Source organism: Nonomuraea terrae, assembly GCF_044465245.1.
Taxonomy (GTDB): domain Bacteria; phylum Actinomycetota; class Actinomycetes; order Streptosporangiales; family Streptosporangiaceae; genus Nonomuraea; species Nonomuraea terrae.
Map to the genome: position 1 here is coordinate 225541 of NZ_JBITLL010000006.1, position 17079 is coordinate 242619.

Below are 17079 nucleotides of genomic sequence, written 5' to 3' on the forward strand. Positions count from 1 at the left end.
GGCGAATGAGAGAACGCCCCCGCCGCTCGGGGGCAACGGCGGGGACGCTCACTTGTACGTCGCTCGCGGGGGGAGGTTTGTTACAGGATTCGTCGCAGCCAATTTCCGAGCAACCAGTGTCCGTGTTCGGACAGGACCGACTCGGGGTGGAACTGGACGCCCTCGACGGGGGCCAGGCGGTGCCGCAGGCCCATGACCACGCCGTCGCCGGTGCGGGCGGTCACCTCCAGCACGTCGGGCACCGTCTCGGGCCGTACGGCCAGTGAGTGGTAGCGGGTCATCCGCACGGGCGAGGGCAGGCCTTCGAAGACGCCCTTGCCGTCGTGGTCGACGGCGCTCGTCTGCCCGTGGAAGAGCTCGGGCGCGCGGGAGACGGTGGCGCCGTACGCGACGGCGATGGCCTGGTGGCCCAGGCAGACGCCGAGCAGCGGCAGGCCGGTCGCGGCGGCGTGGTGGACGAGGGGGACGCTCACACCGGCCGCCTCGGGAGTGCCGGGGCCGGGGCTGACGAGGACGCCGTCGAAGCCGTCGGCGTCGCTCACGCGCACGTCGTCGCGCGGGCGCACGTCGCAGTCGGCGCCCAGCTCGCGCAGGTACTGGACGATCGTGTGGACGAAGCTGTCGTGGTTGTCCACGACCAGCACGCGGGTCATGTGCGTAGGGTCACCTCGTCGAGCGTCACCGCGGGCTCCAGGAGCGGGAACACCACGTACCACAGTACGGCCCCCACGGCGGCGACCAGCACGGCGGCCATGAGGATCCTGGTGGGCGGGCGGCCGGGCAGCTTGCGCCAGATCCAGAGATACATGTCACTCCTTGCGCGGTTCGGTCTCCTTGAGCACGCCGTAGACGAGCAGGCGTTCGGCGGCGGAGTACTCGGGGTGGCAGGTCAGCAACGTGATGAAGGCGCGGATGGGGTGGATGTCCGGCTTGCCGGGCACGGGGGCGAGCACCTCGACCTCGTCGGGGGTCACGACGTCCTGGGAGGTCACGCGGTAGGTGTAGCGGGCCTCGCGGGCCTCGATGATGATCTCGTCGTCGCGTTCGAGCTCGTCGATCTCGTTGAACGGCGCCGCGTACGTGGTGCGGTGGCCCGACAGGACGAAGTTGCCGATCCGGCCGGGCAGGGCGGTGTCGGGGTGGTGGCCGGGGCCCTTCTTGAGCTGCTCGGTGCCGACGCCCTCGACCACGGCGTACTCGTAGTCGTGGCCCAGCTTGGGGATGCGCAGCAGGGCGACGGCCGAGCCGAGCTCGATCCGGTCCAGGCGCCCGGCCTCGGCGGCCGCCCTCTTCTCCGCCAGCTCCCGCTGCAGCAGCAGCTGCTGGCTCCGGGTGTAGGACCCGGTGCCCCAGAGCAGGTAGGCGCAGAACAGCATCAGGATCAGGCCCGCGGTGATGCTCGTCTCCCCCACGGCCCGCAGCATGACCCGCATTCGATCAGGGTATGCGGGCAGTACGCGGCCACCCGGGGATCGCCATGTCATGCGCGTGGCGACTATCCTGGGCCACGCTTGAATTACGCTTAACGAAGAGCCTGTGGACGATCCGGATGCCCAGGCCCTCAGCAGGAGTTACCCAGTGCCCAAGTCCAAGGTTCGCAAGAAGCCGGTCTACACCCCGCCGGCGAAGTCGCAGCAGGTCAAGGTCAGCCCGCGCTGGCTCGCCCCCACGATGGTCGTGTCGTGGATCATCGGCATCCTGTGGATTTCGATCTACTATGTCGCCCCGCAGGCGCCCCTCCTCGGCGACCTCCAGAACTGGAACCTGCTCATCGGGTTTGTTTTCATCATCTTCGGTGTGGTGCTTTCCACCCGCTGGCGTTAGTTCTTTCCACAGTCTTTTCCACAGGCTGGGGAAGAAGCTCAGCTCAGCATGCTGAGAATCGCTGGGACGCGGACCAGGACGAGCACCACCAGAAGGGCCAGCGCTCCAGCGATCGCCAGCGTCTGCCACAGGGCCCTGTTGGCCTTGGGCGCGTAGGCGAGCGCTGCGGCGAGCCCGGCTCCGACGACCAGGCCGCCGATGTGGCCGGTCCAGCTGATGCCGGGCACGAGGAAGGTGATCACCAGGTTGATCACGATGAGCACGGCGATGCCGCGTACGTCGAGGTTGAGTCGTCGGCCGACCACGAAGATCGCGCCGAACAGGCCGAAGATGGCGCCGGACGCGCCCACCGAGGGCTGGGTGATCGGATCGAGCCAGAGGCCGAGCACCGAGCCGCCGAGCGCGCTGATCAGGTAGAGGGCCACGTAGCGGACGTGGCCGAAGGCGCGTTCGAGGTAGGGGCCGACGACGTAGAGGGCCCAGGAGTTGAACAGGATGTGGAAGACCCCGCCGTGCACGAACGCGGCGGAGATCAGCCGGTAGTACTGGTCGAGCGCGGCCACGCCGGCCGGCCACATCGCGAGCTCGGCGCTGACCTGGTCGCCCGTCAGGTATTGCGCGCCGAAGACCAGCACGTTGATGACCAGGATGGCGTACGTCACGTAGGGCGTGCGGACGACATTGCCGCCGAAGGTGGACCTGGCCTGGCGCAGGCCGCGGTTGCCCTCGGCCACGCACTCGGGGCACTGGAAGCCGACCGCGGCGTCGCGCATGCAGTCGGGGCAGATGGGCCGCTCGCACCGCTGGCAGCGGACCCAGGTCTCCCTGTCGGGGTGGCGGAAGCAGGTCGGCGTCGCCTCAGCGGGCTGCTCGGGCTGTGGGGGCGGGCTCGGCGGCTGGCTGGTCATGACCGAAGCCTATGGCGTACGGGGGCGTGCTGCGTGTTCCGCGCGCGCCGGCCCGCCACGCCCCTGGCGCAGGGGCGCGGCGAGCCGGAAGGGGCGTGTCAGCCCTGGACGCGGTCGATGGTGACCGACTCGATGACGACGTCCTCCATCGGGCGGTCGCGGCCGTCGGTGCGCGTCTTCGCGATCGTGTCGACGACGTCCTGGCCCTCGACCACCTCACCGAAGATGGTGTGCTTGCCGTTGAGGTGGGGCGTGGGCGTGACCGTGATGAAGAACTGCGAGCCGTTGGTGCCCTTGCCGAAGCGGATGCCGGCGTTGGCCATGGCCAGCAGGTAGGGCCGGTTGAACCAGAGCTCGGGGTGAATCTCGTCGTCGAACTCGTACCCCGGGCCGCCGATGCCCTGGCCGAGCGGGTCACCGCCCTGGATCATGAAGCCGGGGATGACGCGGTGGAAGATCGTCCCGTCGTAGTAGCGGCCGGAGCTCTTCTCGCCGGTGCCCGGGTGCGTCCACTCGCGCGTGCCCTCCGCCAGTTCGACGAAGTTGCGCACGGTCTTCGGCGCCTTGGTGGGAAAGAGCTCGACCTTGATCGTGCCGTGATTGGTCTGCAGGTTTGCGATCAGCTTCTCAGCCACGAGACAGCTGCCCCCCTCTATATACAGGGTTGAAATATGGTGTTTTGAGGACTATGGCGCTCTGGCCTACCCGGCCATCCTCCCATGAGTCGCCATGATTGAGCCGCCTTGTCCAGGGAAGGTCAGGCTCGGGGCCCCAACGACAGGGGAGGTTGTCGTGTCCCTGACACAAAGAAGAGGCCGCGTGGTCATCGAGGTTCCGGCCACGTGGATGGGTCGCATGAAGACCCGGGCCGTCCAGACCGGCCATCGAATGGCGCCCATGGCGGACCAGGCCAGAACGGCCGCCGCCCAGCGCTTGGAAGACGCCCGATACTGGGCCGCGCCGCGGCTGGAGTCCGCGGCTTACGGGTTCGAGCACCAGGTCGCGCCGAAGGTCAGCACCATGCTGACGGACGCGGCCAGGAGGATCGATCCCACCCCCGCACGGTCACGGCGATGGCCGATGTTCGCTCTGCTGACCGGCCTCGCGGTCGGGACGATGGGCTACATGTTCTACCGCCGTAACGCCCAGCAGTGGACCGAGCACATGAAGGACTCCGCCTCTGATGCGTCGCGCTGGGTCAATGAGAAGACCGGCCAGACAACGGAGTCCACGGACCGGATGGCGACCAACGTGTCACCCAAGGCGGAGGAGACATCTCGTAAGATGTCGTGATTTCGCCTGGGAAGCGCGCCCCCGACGGACCGGGGGCGCGCTTCGTTGTCCTCAGGCGCGTACGTCCCTCTCGATGCGGGTCAGTCCCTCCTCGAACGCCGCGCGCGTACGGTCGGCGAAGCCGATGAAGAAGCGGTTGGCGAGCGGGACGCCCCAGCGCATCCACCGGGCCACGTCGTAGACGCGGTGCACCACGCGCGTGCCCTCGGGGTCGGGCTCGACCGACCATTCGCCCCGGTACCACCAGCCGCCCTGGTAGGCGATGGTGTGGTCGCCGGCGACCGTCCAGCCCGGATTGCCGTTCACCAGGGCGCGCCAGACCTGCTCGACGGGCGCCGTGACGACCCCCGTGACCTCCGTGATCAGTTTCATGGCCGGCTCACCCGGGTGTTCTGGAACGAGGCGAAGCGCCAGCCGTCCGGGGCGCGTACGGCGGTGAGGGTGATCACGGAGGCGCGGCTCGGGTCGGGGACGCCGTCCACGGAGGAGCCGCCGCCGGTGACCACCAGGGCGACGTCGGCCGCCAACGGCCTGATCCGCGGTTGCGCGCCGCCCTCCGCCAGCTTGATCGGTGTCCTGAACAGCTGACGGTGGGCGTCCTCGATGGCCTGCCTGCCCTTCAGGTGCAGGCCGAAGAACGTGATGTAGTCGGCGTCCTCGGTGAACAGCCCGGCGTAACCGGCGGCGTCGCCGGCGTTCCAGGTCTCCGTCATCCGCTCCAGCAGGCGGACGATCTCAGCGGACATGCGCGGCGTTCCTTTCGTCGCGGCGCCTATCCTGTGAAGGCGAGTTCGGGCAGGGCAGGCGCCTTGTTCGATTGCGGCCGCCGGGGTGTTGGCGCACCCCGGCGGCCTTTCACATCTCGACCGTGACCTCCCAGTCGAGCTCTCCCTTGTCGAGGCGGTCGAGCACCCCTCTGATCCAGTCGAGCTCGGCCGTGTAGAGCGCCCGTTCGGCCTCGACCTCCAGCGTGAGGATCGCCGGCAGGCCCTCGTCGGCGAGGGCGCGCATGTGGGCCTCCATCCCGGCCACGAGCCCTTCGATCGTGGCCGCGCGGGCGCGCAGGGCGCGCTGCGCCTCGGGCAGCGGCAGGCAGCCGATGAGCGAGACCGCCGCCACGAACACGCGCCGGTCGGGGTCCGGATTCTCCAGCAGCTGCCGCAGCCGGGCGCGCAGCTCCGCGCGGCCCTCGTCGGTGATCTCGTAGACCGTGCGCTCGGGCCTGCGACCCTCGCGGCCGGTGCCGGCGGGGGCGATCAGCTCGTCCCCTGCCAGGCGTTCGACCGCGTGGTAGAGGCTGCGCGGCAGGCCGGTGATGTAGTCCTTGTGCGTGTCGAGGATGAAACGGTGCAGCTCGTAGGGGTGGCTGGCGCGGACGCTGAGCAGGGCCAGCACGGTCAGGCCGACCAGGTCGTGGCGTCTCGCCATAGCGCCTCCTTCTATATTGCAAAACGCACTATATGAGGATGCGCCGCCCCTGTCGAGGGTTCGGCGGTGGTCAGGCGTCGAGCTGGCGGAAGGCCCGGACGATGGCCTGCTGGGAGACGTCCTCCGCGTACGGGAACCGGCCGATCAGGTCGCGCAGGCCCTCGACGTGGGCGCGTTTGGCCAGGTCGGCGACCAGGGCCAGCTCGTCGTGCTGCGCCCACGCGTACGCCCGGTCCACGACCGCGCCGTGGCCCGGCACGATCACGTCCTCCGGCATCTCGGCCAGCATCGCCGCGAGGGTGGCCGGCCAGTCCAGCGGGTAGGAGTCGGCGAACGCCGGCGGCGCCCCCTCCTCCACCAGGTCACCGGCGAACACCACGCCCGCGTCCGGCACGTGCACGACCACGTCGTTGCTGCTGTGCCCGAGCCCGAAGTGGCGCAGGTGGACCATCCGGCCGCCGATGTCGAGGCTCGCCGTGACCGCGAACGTCTGGTCGGGCGGCACGATGGCGACCTCTTCCAGCTCCTCACGCCGCTCGGGGCGGTATTCGATCATGTTGGCGCGCTGCTGCTCGCCGTGCGACTCCAGCTCCTCGGCGCACCGGACGTGGCCCCAGATCTCGGCGGGGCGGAAGAGCGCGTTGCCGAAGCAGTGGTCGAAGTGGGCGTGGCTGTTGACGACCGTCCATGGGCCGGGGGTGATGGTCCTGACCGCCTCGATGAGGTCGGCCGCCTCCCGGTGCGAGCTGCGGGTGTCGATCACCAGGCAGTGTCCGTCGTCGCCGACGACCAGCCCCGTGTTCATGTCGAACGACCGATGCCGTCGGACGTAGACCCGGTCGCCGACCTCGTGCCACGCGTCGTACATGCTAACGAACCATACTTTTAGGATCGGTCTATGGCATATGACTTCCAGGTCGTCATCGACACCGGTGACCCTCATCCGCTGGCCGACTGGTGGGCCGACGCGCTCGGCTGGCGTGTGGAGCCACAGGATGAGGCGCTCATCCGGGAGATGATCGAGAAGGGTTACGCCGGTGACGACGACACGACCGTGCACAACGGCGCGCTGGTGTGGAAGTCGGGCGCGGCCATCCGGCACCCCGACGGCCTCGAACGCGCTCCGCGCGTGCTGTTCCAGCTCGTGCCCGAGCCCAAGCAGGTCAAGAACCGCGTACACCTCGACATCCGGGTCGGCGCGGGCAAGATCGACGACGAGGTCGCGCGGCTGACCGCCAAGGGCGCGAAGGAGCTGCACCGGGGTCGCCAGGGGCCCAACTGGTGGGTCACCCTCGCCGACCCCGAGGGCAACGAGTTCTGCCTGTCCTGATCAGCCCCGCAGGTACGCCAGCACCGCCAGCACCCTGCGATGCCCGTCGGCCGCGGGCGGCAGATCGAGCTTCGTGAAGATGTTGGCGATGTGCTTGGCCACGGCCGCGTCGGTGACGTAGAGCTCCTTGGCGATCGAGGCGTTCGACCGGCCCTCGGCGATCAGGCCGAGCACCTCCTGCTCGCGCGGGGTGAGCCGGGCCAGCGGGTCGCGCCGGCGGCGCAGGAGCTGCCGCACCACCTCGGGGTCGACGACCGTGCCGCTGGCGGCCACACGGTCGAGGGCCTCGACGAACTCGCGTACGTCGCCGATGCGGTCTTTCAGCAGGTAGCCGATGCCCGCGCCGGCGCCCGACTCCAGCAGCTCGGCGGCGTACGTCTGCTCGACGTACTGGCTGAGGACGAGCACCGCCAGGTCGGGGTGGCGTTCGCGCAGCTCCAGAGCCGCCCGCAGCCCTTCGTCGGTGAAGCCGGGCGGCATGCGCACGTCGGTCACCACGGCGTCCGGCCGGTGCTCGGCGACGGCCTCGACCAGGGCGGGCGCGTCACCGACCGAGGCCACGACGGTGTGGCCGAAGCGCTCCAGCAGCCCGACGAGGCCCTCCCGGAGCAGGACGGCGTCCTCGGCGATCACCACGCGCACGGGCTCTCCTCCTTCGTCACGGGCACGGGATCTCCATCCGGACGCGGGTCGGCCCGCCCGCCGGGCTCGACAGGGACAGTCTCCCGTCCACCACGGCCAGCCGGTCGGCCAGCCCGGTCAGCCCCGTTCCCTTGCCCGGATCGGCGCCGCCGACGCCGTCGTCGCGTACCTCGACGACCAGCGTGCCGCGCTCGGCGCGGCCGGTGACGGCGGCGCGGGTCGCCCGGCTGTGCTTGGCGACGTTCGCGAGGGCCTCGCTGACGACGTAGTACGCGGTCACCTCGACCGGGGCGGGCAGCCGGCCGGGCAGCTCGACGTCCACGTCCACGGGGACGGGCGAGCGTCCGGCCACGTCGTGGACCGCGGCGGCCAGGCCCCGGTCGGTGAGCACCTGGGAGTGCACGCCCCTGATGAGCTCGCGCAGCTCGGCCAGCGCCTGCTTGGCCTCGTCGTGCGCCTGCCCGACCAACCGTCCCACGGGCGTGTCCTCCGGCAGGTCCAGCCGGGCCATGCCGAGCGACATCGACAGCGAGACCAGCCGCTGCTGGGCGCCGTCGTGCAGGTCACGCTCGATCCTGCGGCGTTCCATCTCGAACGCGTCCACCAGCCGCGCCCGCGAGCGCAGCACCTCGGCCAGCTCGGAGCTCTGCGGCGCCAGCATCGCCCGCGCCATCGCCCCCCGCGCCCCGCCCCACGCGGTGATCGTGTACCCGGCCACCGGCAGCAGCAGCACGCCCGCGACGCAGGAAGCGACGCTGACGATCGCGACGATGTCGGTCTGCACGACCGGGGTGAGGATCAGCAGGAGCGGCCCGATGACCGTGAACGCCAGCATGATCAGGTCGATCCACCACATGGCGAGCACGGTCATGACCGCCAGCCCGGCCTCGCGCCTGCGCCTGTCGGGCGCTTGCGGCACCGGCACGCCGTCCACCAGGCGCAGGCGCAGCCGTTCGAAGCGGGCGACGAGCGGGATCGACAGGGCCAGCACCACGAGGCCGGCGAGCACGCCGAGCGGCAGGGCGACGAGCCCGGCGCGCACCGCGGCGGCGGCGGTCAGCACCGCGGCCACCCCGGGCACGACGCTGGCCAGCAGGTACGCCGCACTCCGCCAGGGCCACGCCGAGCCGAGGAACGGTAGGGGGCGCCTGGTCAGGGCTTCCAACGCTGTCCTGTCGCGCACGATGCGACGCTATCCGCCGGCGGTCGGGCCTGGCAGTAGTGCTAGGTGGAGGTTTCCCGGTGAGCCCCGTACCGGGGGCACGTCGTCGGATTCACCCGCGAGCGGTCGGTTCGTGCCGCCGGGTCTCTCTCTTCTGTCGATGTGGCCCGCGCCGGCGGCCGGGTCGGCGACCTCCGCGAGCGGCCGGCCGAGTCGCGGGCCGAAACACTCGAACCCGGACTGCCGCTCCACCAGGGCCGCCACCTCGTGCAGCAGCCCGCCCCCGGCGCGCCTCCTCACCGTGGGTCCGGTACCGGACGCTCAGGTCCCGATTTCTCCGGAACGGAAGGCGAGGCCATCGAAGTCGCCCGAGCGCCGCCATTGGTCGATGTAGCCGAAATAGGCCATCGCGCCGTGCGGGTAGCCGACGTTGAGGCGGCCCTTGAGCCCCGGGTCGCGGCCTTCGTTGTTGTAGTAGCCGGGGGTGCAGTCGGGGGAGCCCAGGAGCGGGCCGGCGCCCGACAACAGCAGCTCGACCCAGGCGTCCTCGGCCTCCTTGGTGGGCTCGACCTCGGCGTACCCGTGGTCGAGGGCGTGCCTGACGGTGACGGCGATGGTCCTGCCCGCCTCCGTCAGGTTGTGCGGGATGTTGGAGATCAGGTTGGCGCCCTGTGTCGGCTGGACGATGAAGGCGTTCGGGAAGCCGTGCACGTGGACGCCGTGCAGCGTGCGCATGCCGTCCGCCCAGTGCTCCGACAGCCTGAGCCCGCCGCGCCCCACCAGGTCGTAGCCGGCCCGCCGGGTGTAGTCGGTGCCGACCTCGAAGCCCGAGGCGTAGATGACGCAGTCGACCTCGTACTCCCGGCCGGCCGCCACCACGCCCTTCTCGGTGATGCGCTGCACGCCCTTGCCGTCGGTGTCGACCAGGTGGGTGCCCGGCACGTTGAACGCCTGGAGGTATTCGTCGTGGAAGCAGGGCCGCTTGCACAGCTGGCGGTACCAGGCCTTGAGCCGGCGCGCGGTGTCGGGGTCGCGGACGACGGCGTCCACGCGGGCGCGGATCTCCTCCATCTTCTCGAAGTCGGCGTCCTCGAACGCGGCCCGCATCGTCTCCTGGCTCAGCTCCGCGGGCGGGATGGCTCTGATGCGGGAGCGGAAGCGGCGGGCGATGTCGGTCCAGCCGTCCATGACCAGGTCCTCGTCGGCCAGGCCGCCCGCCTGGTTGGCGGTGAAGTTCTCCAGCCAGCGCTGCTGCCAGCCGGGCGTCACGGTGACCTCGGCGAACCACTGCGGGTCGATGGGGCGGTTGTCGCGCACGTCCACCGACGAGGGGGTGCGCTGGAAGACGTACAGCTCCTGGCAGGCGCGCGCGAGGTGCGGCACACATTGGACGGCCGTCGCGCCCGTGCCGATGATGGCCACCCGCTTGTCGGCCAGCCGGTCCAGCGGGGCCCCGGACGGGTCGCCGCCCGTGTACGCGTAGTCCCAGCGGCTGGTGTGGAACGAATGCCCCTGGAAGGAGTCGATGCCCGGGATGCCGGGGAGTTTCGGCACGTGCAGGGGGCCGATGCCCATGGCGACGAACTGCGCGGTGAACGCGTCGCCGCGGTTGGTCCTGATCGTCCAGCGGGAGCGCGCCTCGTCCCAGGTGAGGTCGAGGACCTCGGTGTGGAAGAGCGCGTTGTCGTACAGGCCGTAGTGCTTGCCGATGCGGCGGCAGTGCTCCAGGATCTCGGGGCCGTGCGCGTACTTCTCGGTCGGCATGTGACCGGTCTCTTCCAGCAGCGGCATGTACACGAACGACGCCGTGTCGCACTGCGCGCCCGGGTAGCGGTTCCAGTACCAGGTGCCGCCGAAGTCGCCGCCCTTCTCGACGATGCGCACGTCCTCGACGCCGGCCTCCTTCAGCCGCGCCCCGGTGACCAGCCCCGCGAACCCGCCGCCGATGAACGCGACCGTCACGTGGTCGGTCTTCGGGGCGCGCTCGGTCACCGGCGTGTACGGGTCGTCCAGGTAGTGCGCGAAGCGGCCGGTGAGGCGGATGTACTGGTCGTTTCCGTCCGGGCGCAGTCTCTTGTCGCGCTCCTCGCGGTACTTCCTGTGCAGTGCCTCTTTGTCGACAGTGGCCATGCAATCCCTCCGAGCTCGGGGGCGGGTGGCTCGCGCAATTTCAGAATGTCATTCGGAATTCCCTTCGGACAAGCCTTCGGATTCTGTCGGTGGCGGTCGGCATCCTGAGCGCCGTGCGCATCCACCTCGCCGGCCGCCGGCGCTCCGCGGCCTCGCTCGCCAGGGAGTTCCCCGGGGCGATCGTCATCGACGTGACGTCGAGGGCGGAGCAGCCATGGGTGCGGCTGAGCCCGTTCTACCCCCACGGCGACATCCCGGTGCCGGGCGGCCCCGGCCTCACCGGGCAGTCGGCGGAGGGCGTCTGGCAGGCGCTGAAGGTGTTCGAGAGCGCCGACGTCGATCTCGCCAAGCTCCGGGTGACCACCATGCGCGGGCTCAAGCGCACGGTCAAGGAGACACGGGCCCGTGCTGGGCCACCGGTTCGGGGGCGAGCTGCTGCCCTACGAAGAGGCCCGGCGGCGCATCTACCCGCCCGCCTACCACTGGGTCCTGGAGCACAAGGCCGCCGACGTGGTCGAGCGGGTGCGGGAGCTGGCTCGCGCGCAGGAGGTCGTGTTGCTCGACCACACGACCAACGGCGACGTCACCGACCTGACGACGCCGCTCTCGCACGCGGCTCTCGTCCGGCTTCACCTGCTGGGTGAGCGATACAGCCACTATTGTGGTGGCCCGTCCTGAGATGTCACGAGGAAGCGGGTTCACGGTGGCCCACCGCGCACTGGTCATCGCCATGGTGCCCGCTGTCGGGCTGCGCGTGCTCGCCGTGCTCGGCTTCCCGCCGGCCATCCTGTTCTACGGCGACTCCTTCGCCTTCCTGAGCGAGGAGCTGAAGCCGGGCACGACCCGGCCGTCCGGCTACTCGCTGCTGCTGGCGCTGCTGCGCCCCGCCCACAGCCTGACACTGGTGACCGTCCTGCAGCATCTGCTGGTGCTGGGCCTCGCGGTGGCGATCTACGCGCTGCTGCGCCGCCGCGGCCTGCCGGGCTGGGGGGCGACGCTGCTGGTCACGCCGCTGCTGTACGACGAGTTCCTGATCCTGCTGGAACACATGATCATGGCGGACGCGATCTTCATCGTGCTCGTCACGGCCGCGGTCGTGCTGCTCGTCTGGCGCGTCACGCCCGCGACGGCCGCCACCGGCGGCATGCTGCTGGGCCTGGCCGGCATCACCAGGACGGTCGGCCTGCCCCTGCTCATCCTGGCCGCCGCCTACCTGCTGCTCCGTCGGTACGGCTGGCGTCCGCTGGTCGCGCTGCTGGTCGCCGGGGCGATCCCGCTGGGCGCGTACGCCACGTGGACGAAGGCCGAGAAGGGCAAGTTCGCCCTCACCGAGGCCGACGGGAACTTCCTGTGGTCGCGGACCATGAGCTTCGCCGACTGCGACGTGATCAAGCCGCCCGAGCGTCTCGCCGTGCTCTGCCCCGACATGCCGGTCGAGCAGCGGCCGTACCCGCCTCACTGGTTGTGGGAGAGCTTCTCGCCGCTGCTCAAGGTGCCGGGCACGGCCCAGCGCAACGAGCTCGCCGGGGAGTTCGCCCGGGAGGCCATCCTCGCCCAGCCGGGCGGCTACCTGGGGGCGGTCGCGACCGACCTCACGCAGCTGCTGCGCTGGGAGCGCACGGCTCCCGACGAGAAGACCCCGTACAAGTTCCCCTCCTCCGAGCGGCCCATCAACGAGTCGGTGCGGGGGGTGGCGGAGTCGTACGAGGCGGGGCCGGCCGCGACGCGGGTGGTGGAGCCGTTCGCCGGGTGGCTGCGGGCCTACCAGCGCTTCGGCTACGTGCCGTTCCCGCTGCTCACGCTGGCCCTGGTGGGGACGCTGGTCGCCGCCCTGGCCAGGCGGCGGTGGGACGCGCTGCTGCCGGGCCTGGCCGCGCTCGCGCTCGTCGCCTCGCCGCCGTTCCTGGCCGCCTTCGACGTCCGGTACGTGATCCCGGCGATCCCGCTGATCTGCCTGGCGGTGGGGCTGACCCTGGGCGGGCGTGCGCCCGCCGCCGGCAGGCACGCGGCCGACAAGGCCGAGACGGTCGACGTGGGCTGACCTTACCGACGGTCGAGCGCACGCCCGAAACGGCCGACGAACCGCCGCTGCCACGGGGTCTCGACGGCGTGCGGGGAGTAGTGCTCCCGCACGTACGCCACCGCCTCGTCGTTCGGCACGCCGTCGAGCACGGCGATGCAGGCCAGGGCGGTGCCGGTGCGGCCGCGCCCCCCGTGGCAGGCGACCTCGACGCGCTCGCTCTCGGCGCGCTCCCACGCCTCGCGCAGCGCCCGGGCGGCTTCCTCGCGGTCGGAGGGCAGCCGGAAGTCGGGCCAGCGCACCCAGCGGTGCTCCCACTCCACCTCGGGTGGCCGCTTGCCCAGCAGGTAGAGGGCGAAGGCCGGAAGCGGGCCGTCGGGCAGGGGGTGGCCGAGGCCGCGGCCGCGGACGAGACGGCCGGAGGGCAGGCGCAGCACCCCCGCCGCGGTGGGCTCCCAGAGTGCGTTCATGCCCGGGAGCGTAGCCTTCCGGCCGGGGCTCGTCCCAGGGTGATCGCTCAGAGCCGAAGCCGCCGCCTCCCGGGGCGTGCGGGCGTCCAGAGACCAGAGGCACGCGCCCTCGACCCAGATGCTCAGGCGTTCAGCGGCGAGAGGCGTTTCTGCGGCGTTCAGAGGCCGAAGGCGCCGCCCTCGACGAGGATCAGCACGCCGAGTGCGATCAGGACGACCGGCAGCAGGACGTGACCCCAGCGGCTCAGCGCGCGGGCCACGAACGGCCGGGTGGCGACGAACCTGCCCGCCAGGCACCAGACGGCGACCAGCACCAGGAAGACCGCCGCGTACACGGCCACGTCGCCGAGCCCGCCGGCGGAGGTGGCGAAGACCGGGACGTACACGCCGATGTTGTCGCCTCCGTTGGCGAACGTGACGGCCGCGACCTCCATCGCCCCCGGCCCGCCCGCCGGCGCCGTCTCCTCGCCGTCGTCGCCGTCCCGCCACCACCGCCAGGCCGCCTTGACGCCCAACGCCAGCGGCAGCAGCCCGAGGTACGGCAGGACGTCGTCCGGCAGGAAGGTGGCGCCGAACGCGGCGGCCACGGCGACGACGAGGATCGCGGTGAAGCCCGCGTACTGGCCGAGCACGATCCGCAGCGCGCCGCGCCGCCCGGCGGCCCGCGCGAAGAACAACGCCAGGAGCACGATGTCGTCGATGTTGGTGACGGCGAACAGGGCGGCGGCCTGCCCGACGATGCCCCCGTGCACGGGTTCCTCGATCACGACGACCATCATGGACCGCGTCAGACGAGGAAGAGCAGGACGGCGGCGAGCAGGACGACGACGGCCGTGGCGAAGTGGATGCCGAAGGCGGTCGCCTTGGTGCCGCCGTGACGCAGCACGATGAGCGTGTCGGCGAGCGGCACGAGGGCGACGACGAGCATGAACCACGCCTCGGCCCGCAGGCCGGCGAAGACCAGCAGGGCCAGGCCGAGCAGGCCGAACGTGAGGTCGCGCACGCCCTTGATGGCCAGATAGGCGGCATCGCCGTCCGGCTTGGCGGGAACGCCGTAACCCGCGGCCGACGGCCGGGGCACGAGCAGGAACCGCGCGCCGATGAAGATGATGAACAGGTTGAGCAGGACGGCGAGCGCGTAGGCGGTGACGAGCATGGCGTTCTCCAATAGCTAGCAGCGCTAGATTCTGGAGCGAGGCTAACATAGCTCCGGCAGGTTCTCTAGCGTTGCTAGGATCGCCATCATGTCGATCCAGGCGCGCCGGAGGCGCGAGAGGGCCGAGCGCGAACGACTGATCGTCACGGCGGCCCGTGACTTGCTCGAATCCGAAGGCTGGGACGCCGTGACCACACGCCGGCTGGCCGACAGGATCGAATACAGCCAGCCGGTCCTCTACAGCCACTTCAAGGGCAAGAGCGCGATCATGGCGGCGGTCGCGACGGCCGGTTTCGCCGACCTGGCCGTCGAGCTGCGCGCCGCCCGCGTCGCCGCGGGCGAGCCCAGGCAGGCGCTCGCCGCCGTCGCCGCCGCGTACGCCGGGTTCGCCGAGCGACACCCCACCCTGTACGAGGCGATGTTCACGCAGCCCGTCGACCTGCCGTTCGGCAGGCCCGACACACCGCCCGCGCTGCGGCAGGCGTACGAGGAGCTGCGCGAGGGGCTGCGCCCGTTCACGCGCGAAGACAACGTGGAGACCCTCACCGAGACGTTCTGGAGCGCCCTGCACGGGCTGCTCGTCCTCAGACGCAGCGGCCGGCTCCCCCGCGACGACCACGAACGGCGGCTCGCGCTCCTCCTCGACCGCTTCGCTACGTGAGGAGCGTGTAGTCGAGCAGGGTCGGCGGCCAGAGGGCGTCATCGCCCGCCATGGCCTGCGGCTCGTACGTGTGCAGCTCCAGCGCCAGGTCCTCGGCGCACCAGTAGGACGCGTCGGGGTGCGCGTCGGGGCCGTCGCACCACAGCCTGCGCTCGCGGTGGATCACGTACACGAAGTAGGTGTACGACTCGACGTCGCGGTGGGCGACGCGGGCGCTCTCCAGTGATTCGTGCACCTCGTAGACCAGGCCGGTCGAGCCGTCCAGGAAGAGGGACCAGCTGTCCAGGAAGTCCAGCATGAACAGGGCGCCGAGGTCGCCGGGCAGGCCCTCGCAGGCGAGCAGTTCCGCCGCGCTTTCGGCCCACCACTCGCTCATGGGCACGGCGAAGCGCCGGTCGTCGCCCGTGAAGCCGGTCTCGTGCACGCCCTTCCCGGGCAGGCCGATCTCGGTCAGGAACCGGCGGGTGGGCTCGTGGGTGATCGCCGGGTGGAGCTCGTCGTGCCTGACCACGCCGGCGGGGCCGTAGAGGCCGAGCAACAGGTCGCGGGTGACCCGGGTCTTCGGGCGGCACAGCGGGAGCGGCGGCCGGGGAGCGCCGCGTTCGTGCCGGGGCAGGTGGCGGGAGACGTACTCGGGCGGGGGCAGCTCGTCCGCGACCGGCCAGCCACGCATGACGGCCGCCAGCTCGGCGTGCGCCTCTTCCGGCGGCGCGACGGCCTGAGCCAGGGCGGGGAGGTCGATGACGTACGCGGGCAGGCCCGGCTCGGCCAGGGGCAGGCGGGCCGCGGCCTCCGCCACGCCGCGGGCGGCGGCCTCCGGGTCGTGGCGGTGCCGGCCGCAGTGCAGCAGCCGCCAGGTGTACGGGCCGATCGGGGCGAAGGCGAGAGCCAGCGTGCCGGCGGCGGCGCGGGCGTCCGGTGACAGGCCGTCCAGCCAGGCGTGCGCCACCCGTTCCGATAGGGGCATGTCCGGACCCGGGTCGGCGCCTTCGGCGCGCGCGGCGAAGGCGGCCAGGCCCGGTGACGGGTAGACCTGGTCGGCGGTGAACGGGGAACGTGCGGAGCGCTCGGCGGCGTACCAGGCGGTGAAGGCGTCGCGGTCGGTGCTGCTCGGATCGTCCAGATCCAGGACGAACACCGGCTCCTCCGGGTCGATCACGGCAGCCGCGTCGCGTCCTTCCAGCAGGAGGCGGGCATGGCGGTCGGCGGCGAGGGGCCGGACGAGGTCGGTGAGGACGCGTTCGGGGTCGGTGCTGCGGTGGAGGTCGGCCAGCGTGACGAGCGCCGGCTGGTCGAGGCCGGCCAGGTCGTCGATCTTGAGCTGCCCGGCCACCTCGGCCACGGCCTCGCCGGCGTCCATCCCGCGCAGGCAGACGGCGGCCTCGCGCGGGTCCGGGTAGCCCGACCAGCGCCAGAGCGTGGCGTGGTTGAACCAGGCCAGCAGCCGGGTCTTGCCCGAGGCGGGCGAACCCGTGACGACACAGATCCGCGGCCCGTACGGGTCGTCGCGCCAGCGCAGCAGCGCCTCGGCGGCGGGCGCCCGGCCGGCCGTGGGCTCGCCGCGGATGCCCCGGTCGGGACGCCGCTCCACCCAGGCGGGCATGTCGCCGGCCAGGTAGTCGGGAAGCAACGGCGCTCCGACGAGCCGCCGGGTGAACAGCACGACGACCGCGTGGGCCTCCGCCATCCGCTCCGCGCCGACGGCCCATCTCTCCCGGACCTCGGTCACACAGGTCTCGCCCTTGTGCCGGATCAGGCGCATCGTGTCGCCGTCGTGCTCGTCGGCGAGGTCGCGGAGATCCTCGAAGTACGACTCCTGGATCTCGCCCAGGACGCGGACGTGGTCGCGCAGTTTCCGCGCCTTCGGATGGTCGCCGAGCTCGGCCAGCACGCCGTCGAAGTGGCCGAGCCGCACGTCCGGCCAGGGCAGGCCCACCACCTGGAACGCGCCGGAGAGGTCTGGGGGAAGGTCACGCGGTACATCCATGGTCCGGACGACCCTATCGCGGCAACCTGGGTTGACGCAGCCGAGGTTCGTCAACCAATATTGACGCA

22 protein-coding genes and 1 pseudogene are annotated in these 17079 nt (G+C 71.3%); 7 read left to right on the forward strand and 16 right to left on the reverse strand.

Features of this window, described 5'->3' with window-relative positions; genetic code table 11:
• Positions 1 to 80: 80 nt before the first annotated feature.
• Genes ACIBP6_RS30335 through ACIBP6_RS30345 form a run of 3 tightly spaced genes read right to left on the reverse strand, consistent with a single transcriptional unit; the run spans position 81 to position 1433 of the window.
• Positions 81 to 653, reverse strand: coding sequence for an anthranilate synthase component II (locus tag ACIBP6_RS30335; RefSeq protein WP_397057289.1), 573 nt, complete (start codon positions 651 to 653; stop codon positions 81 to 83).
• Positions 650 to 808 (reverse strand): hypothetical protein, encoded by a 159-nt coding sequence (locus ACIBP6_RS30340; RefSeq protein ID WP_397057290.1) that lies wholly within the window; start codon positions 806 to 808, stop codon positions 650 to 652. Before ACIBP6_RS30340 ends, ACIBP6_RS30335 begins: the two co-directional genes overlap by 4 nt.
• A 1-nt stretch (position 809) precedes the next feature.
• Positions 810 to 1433 (reverse strand): class E sortase, encoded by a 624-nt coding sequence (locus tag ACIBP6_RS30345; protein WP_397057291.1) that lies wholly within the window; start codon positions 1431 to 1433, stop codon positions 810 to 812.
• A gap of 145 nt (positions 1434 to 1578) precedes the next feature.
• On the opposite strand from ACIBP6_RS30345, the gene ACIBP6_RS30350 reads away from it, so the two are divergent.
• A complete protein-coding gene (locus tag ACIBP6_RS30350; protein WP_132614857.1) occupies positions 1579 to 1824 on the forward strand; it encodes a cell division protein CrgA in 246 nt (81 codons plus the stop codon).
• A 38-nt stretch (positions 1825 to 1862) separates the two neighbouring features.
• Here ACIBP6_RS30350 and ACIBP6_RS30355 read toward each other — a convergent pair whose 3' ends face one another.
• On the reverse strand, positions 1863 to 2732 hold the full coding sequence (locus ACIBP6_RS30355) for a rhomboid family intramembrane serine protease (protein ID WP_397057292.1): 870 nt from the start codon (positions 2730 to 2732) through the stop codon (positions 1863 to 1865).
• A 98-nt stretch (positions 2733 to 2830) separates the two neighbouring features.
• Positions 2831 to 3367, reverse strand: coding sequence for a peptidylprolyl isomerase (locus ACIBP6_RS30360; protein WP_132614861.1), 537 nt, complete (start codon positions 3365 to 3367; stop codon positions 2831 to 2833).
• Between the two features lie 262 nt (positions 3368 to 3629).
• Between ACIBP6_RS30360 and ACIBP6_RS30365 the strand changes: the two genes are divergently transcribed.
• Positions 3630 to 4025 carry a hypothetical protein gene (locus ACIBP6_RS30365; protein ID WP_397057293.1) on the forward strand — a complete coding sequence of 132 codons (396 nt, stop codon included), beginning with the start codon at positions 3630 to 3632 and terminating at the stop codon, positions 4023 to 4025.
• Between the two features lie 51 nt (positions 4026 to 4076).
• Here ACIBP6_RS30365 and ACIBP6_RS30370 read toward each other — a convergent pair whose 3' ends face one another.
• The 4 genes from ACIBP6_RS30370 to ACIBP6_RS30385 form a co-directional block, all read right to left on the reverse strand.
• Positions 4077 to 4397, reverse strand: a complete 321-nt coding sequence (locus ACIBP6_RS30370; protein WP_397057294.1) for a hypothetical protein — start codon at positions 4395 to 4397, stop codon at positions 4077 to 4079.
• Positions 4394 to 4771, reverse strand: coding sequence for an SgcJ/EcaC family oxidoreductase (locus ACIBP6_RS30375; RefSeq protein WP_397057295.1), 378 nt, complete (start codon positions 4769 to 4771; stop codon positions 4394 to 4396). Before ACIBP6_RS30375 ends, ACIBP6_RS30370 begins: the two co-directional genes overlap by 4 nt.
• Before the next feature lie 109 nt (positions 4772 to 4880).
• A complete protein-coding gene (locus ACIBP6_RS30380; protein ID WP_397057296.1) occupies positions 4881 to 5453 on the reverse strand; it encodes a PadR family transcriptional regulator in 573 nt (190 codons plus the stop codon).
• A 70-nt stretch (positions 5454 to 5523) separates the two neighbouring features.
• Positions 5524 to 6321, reverse strand: coding sequence for an MBL fold metallo-hydrolase (locus ACIBP6_RS30385; RefSeq protein WP_397057297.1), 798 nt, complete (start codon positions 6319 to 6321; stop codon positions 5524 to 5526).
• 30 nt (positions 6322 to 6351) lie between these two features.
• Here ACIBP6_RS30385 and ACIBP6_RS30390 point away from each other — a divergent pair, with 30 nt between their 5' ends.
• On the forward strand, positions 6352 to 6783 hold the full coding sequence (locus ACIBP6_RS30390) for a VOC family protein (protein WP_132614873.1): 432 nt from the start codon (positions 6352 to 6354) through the stop codon (positions 6781 to 6783).
• On the opposite strand, the gene ACIBP6_RS30395 is transcribed toward ACIBP6_RS30390, so the two are convergent.
• The 3 genes from ACIBP6_RS30395 to ACIBP6_RS30405 form a co-directional block, all read right to left on the reverse strand.
• A complete protein-coding gene (locus tag ACIBP6_RS30395) occupies positions 6784 to 7425 on the reverse strand; it encodes a response regulator (protein ID WP_397057298.1) in 642 nt (213 codons plus the stop codon).
• 16 nt (positions 7426 to 7441) lie between these two features.
• The gene (locus tag ACIBP6_RS30400; protein WP_397057299.1) at positions 7442 to 8608 is read right to left on the reverse strand and encodes a sensor histidine kinase; all 1167 of its coding nucleotides are present in this window, start codon (positions 8606 to 8608) and stop codon (positions 7442 to 7444) included.
• 300 nt (positions 8609 to 8908) lie between these two features.
• Positions 8909 to 10717, reverse strand: coding sequence for a flavin-containing monooxygenase (locus ACIBP6_RS30405; RefSeq protein WP_397057300.1), 1809 nt, complete (start codon positions 10715 to 10717; stop codon positions 8909 to 8911).
• Between the two features lie 191 nt (positions 10718 to 10908).
• On the opposite strand from ACIBP6_RS30405, the pseudogene ACIBP6_RS30410 reads away from it, so the two are divergent.
• From ACIBP6_RS30410 to ACIBP6_RS30420, 3 genes and pseudogenes are all read left to right on the forward strand, one after another.
• Positions 10909 to 11043 (forward strand): annotated as a pseudogene (locus ACIBP6_RS30410) (DUF6939 family protein); the annotation flags it as partial.
• Positions 11044 to 11122: 79 nt separating this feature from the next.
• The gene (locus ACIBP6_RS30415; protein ID WP_397057301.1) at positions 11123 to 11395 is read left to right on the forward strand and encodes a DUF6939 family protein; all 273 of its coding nucleotides are present in this window, start codon (positions 11123 to 11125) and stop codon (positions 11393 to 11395) included.
• 1 nt (position 11396) lies between these two features.
• A complete protein-coding gene (locus ACIBP6_RS30420; RefSeq protein ID WP_397057302.1) occupies positions 11397 to 12758 on the forward strand; it encodes a hypothetical protein in 1362 nt (453 codons plus the stop codon).
• Positions 12759 to 12760: 2 nt separating this feature from the next.
• Here the strand turns inward: ACIBP6_RS30420 and ACIBP6_RS30425 are convergent, their stop codons facing one another.
• The 3 genes from ACIBP6_RS30425 to ACIBP6_RS30435 all read right to left on the reverse strand — a co-directional run bounded on the left by ACIBP6_RS30425 (position 12761) and on the right by ACIBP6_RS30435 (position 14363).
• Positions 12761 to 13207 (reverse strand): protein-tyrosine phosphatase family protein, encoded by a 447-nt coding sequence (locus ACIBP6_RS30425; protein ID WP_397057303.1) that lies wholly within the window; start codon positions 13205 to 13207, stop codon positions 12761 to 12763.
• Positions 13208 to 13365: 158 nt separating this feature from the next.
• Positions 13366 to 13974 carry a cadmium resistance transporter gene (locus ACIBP6_RS30430; protein ID WP_397057304.1) on the reverse strand — a complete coding sequence of 203 codons (609 nt, stop codon included), beginning with the start codon at positions 13972 to 13974 and terminating at the stop codon, positions 13366 to 13368.
• A 20-nt stretch (positions 13975 to 13994) separates the two neighbouring features.
• On the reverse strand, positions 13995 to 14363 hold the full coding sequence (locus tag ACIBP6_RS30435) for a DUF4267 domain-containing protein (protein WP_397057305.1): 369 nt from the start codon (positions 14361 to 14363) through the stop codon (positions 13995 to 13997).
• An 88-nt stretch (positions 14364 to 14451) separates the two neighbouring features.
• On the opposite strand from ACIBP6_RS30435, the gene ACIBP6_RS30440 reads away from it, so the two are divergent.
• Positions 14452 to 15024: a TetR/AcrR family transcriptional regulator gene (locus tag ACIBP6_RS30440; protein ID WP_397057306.1), complete on the forward strand. Its 573-nt coding sequence runs from the start codon at positions 14452 to 14454 to the stop codon at positions 15022 to 15024.
• On the opposite strand, the gene ACIBP6_RS30445 is transcribed toward ACIBP6_RS30440, so the two are convergent.
• Complete coding sequence (locus ACIBP6_RS30445) at positions 15017 to 17011, reverse strand: SUKH-4 family immunity protein (RefSeq protein ID WP_397057307.1); 1995 nt, start codon at positions 17009 to 17011, stop codon at positions 15017 to 15019. The two genes, ACIBP6_RS30440 and ACIBP6_RS30445, sit on opposite strands and share 8 nt — an antisense overlap.
• Positions 17012 to 17079: the final 68 nt, after the last annotated feature.